General features: G+C 38.5%; 3 protein-coding genes. All 3 read right to left on the bottom strand.

Annotated elements, in window-relative coordinates:
* Positions 1-312: hypothetical protein (locus RH45_RS23670; protein WP_008077257.1), on the bottom strand; the 312-nt coding region annotated here is incomplete at its 3' end.
* A 152-nt stretch (positions 313-464) separates the two neighbouring features.
* Positions 465-779: a hypothetical protein gene (locus RH45_RS11370; RefSeq protein WP_008077256.1), complete on the bottom strand. Its 315-nt coding sequence runs from the start codon at positions 777-779 to the stop codon at positions 465-467.
* 143 nt (positions 780-922) lie between these two features.
* Positions 923-1612, bottom strand: coding sequence for a DUF2971 domain-containing protein (locus RH45_RS11365; protein ID WP_008077255.1), 690 nt, complete (start codon positions 1610-1612; stop codon positions 923-925).
* Positions 1613-2129 lie beyond the last annotated feature (517 nt).

Genomic DNA, 2129 nt, shown 5'->3' with positions numbered 1-2129 from the left:
TTGAAAACTTAGCTTCCTTGCCTCTCGATGATCTTCAGTTGGCTTAAACAACTTTTCCTTACCATTTATGTCCACATAGTAGGCGCCGTCATACCCCAATATAAACAATTCTTTAGCAATAAGTTTAGTTACCGCAGTGCGCTCTTGGACCGAAATCTGGGTGTTACTTCTTGCTTCAGTATAGAAATGAACACTCTTCTGCCAATTGCTATCTTGTAGCTCTAAATAACGATATAGCTGGAAGATAGAAAAGGATGAGATACAAAGATTTACGGTTAGTGCAGCTACTAAAAGAAACCCAATTATTTTCATATCACACCTAACCCATTGAATCTTTGAAGCATATAACGCCGCGTTAAGTGGTGAACAACGCCATCCACCAAACCTAAACCATTGTGACGTAAACACTAAAGCTAAATCAAACTGAAAATGCCGAGCGTTGTGAATCCGTCTTAAACGCTTTGTTATAAGGCGGGCTCAAGGACAATATCGTGACCATCAACTTCAATTAGTCCAAAGTCACCTTCTAAAGAAAGGGAGCCTTGCAAATAAGATGCTCCTTCAACTTCACCTAATGTTGGAATGTCATTTATAGTCGTCTTTCTAGCAGATAGCTGCATTCCCTTAAAACGAACAGTTATCGCTTTACCTTGCTTATTACTGACAAATAATTTGACCTTCTGATCAGACTCAAGAAGGAATAGCATTTCGATATAGGTATCATCAAAACTTTGATTAAGCGAGAGTAACTCTGAATCAATTAGACAATTTAGTTCCATATTTCTCCAAGCCTTATAACGCCCAATTAAGGTGTGAAGCACGCGATCACAGAACTTGATTTGACCACCGTAAACACTGAACTAAACTCAAACCAAAAATACCAAGCGTGCTGAATCACTCTTAAATTGTTTGTTAAGTTTCTTTACCTACGGACAAACTGTTCCCTGTAATGCTCCAATTCCAAACATTTTGAGCATTCTTCACTTTCACGGTAATAAACCCTTTTACGTCCAACGGTCATTTGTACACGCTCAACAACACTGTCTCCCTTGCCTTTAAGTTGAACAACTTGCAGCTCGGGCTTACAGCACCGAAGAATCCCTTGTAATAGTTCAACTGTAGAAGGTGGCACTTTTGGTCCGAGTATTAATTTTTTCACTGCAATCGATACATATATGTCCGATGTGATACAGCGAAACTCTTTCTCATATTTCCAACTCGAATCTTTATATTTTAAGATTTCTATCGCTTTGTCTTTTGTTAATTGATTTTTGGAAACCTTTGGCTTGTTGCGATAAGAAACTTTAACTGGTTCCGAGTTTTCTAGCAGTTCAAACTCGATGGCACAACCACGCCCACCATCTGCATAATGTGCCCACATCAATGTGTTTGAATCGTCAGGAGTAAAACAACACACTCGCAGATCTTCAAGTACGTTTTTCCATACTTCTTCTAGGTCATCAGGGATCGTACCGTCAACCTTAATGACTCCCTCCATAGGGTCATTAAGCTCATTATATTTACTGGCATACAACCTTTCTCGAAGCAATATGTCCAATACAAACTCAAAATTACTTAGTGATTTATATTTGTAAAATATATTTTTGTTCATTTGAACTACCTGTTGAAACTTAACGCCGCGTTAAGTAGTGAGCAACGCCGACCACCTAACCTAAACCTTTGCACCGTAAACAATTAACCCAACATCGAATGCAAAACGCCAAGCGTTGGGAATCTGCCTTAAACGCCTTGTTATGTGTTTCTAACACTCACCCCTTTAGCCTCTATAGTGTTTAAGAATTCCATTAAAGACTGTTGCTCAAACAGTATATAGGCACCTTCGCACTTCAATGTTTTTCCACAGCTTAAAGTAAACTCTACATATCTTCCTAAACGTATCGATTTTAGTTTTTTAGTGGTATGGATTCGTCTAGCACCTTCCATCCAGACCTACCTCTAACGACAATATCATCGTCGTCAATTTTTAGACTAGAGCGTCTGTATATATTAATTAGAAAGTAGAAATATGCTCCTAAAAGCAAACTAAACATAAAACTACCCACTATCTCATCATATCTATAAGCGTCGCTATAGCCTAAGAGAGCGTTCAAGATGAGCCATGAAACTAT

It is taken from the genome of Vibrio sinaloensis DSM 21326 (assembly GCF_000189275.1).
Lineage (GTDB): Bacteria > Pseudomonadota > Gammaproteobacteria > Enterobacterales > Vibrionaceae > Vibrio > Vibrio sinaloensis.
This window is presented reverse-complemented; position numbering and strand designations above follow the sequence as displayed.

Bases quoted from the DNA above. Each gene is read 5' to 3' on its own strand.
- RH45_RS11370 (WP_008077256.1), bottom strand. From the start codon at position 779: ATGGAACTAAATTGTCTAATTGATTCAGAGTTACTCTCGCTTAATCAA.
- RH45_RS11365 (WP_008077255.1), bottom strand. From the start codon at position 1,612: ATGAACAAAAATATATTTTACAAATATAAATCACTAAGTAATTTTGAG.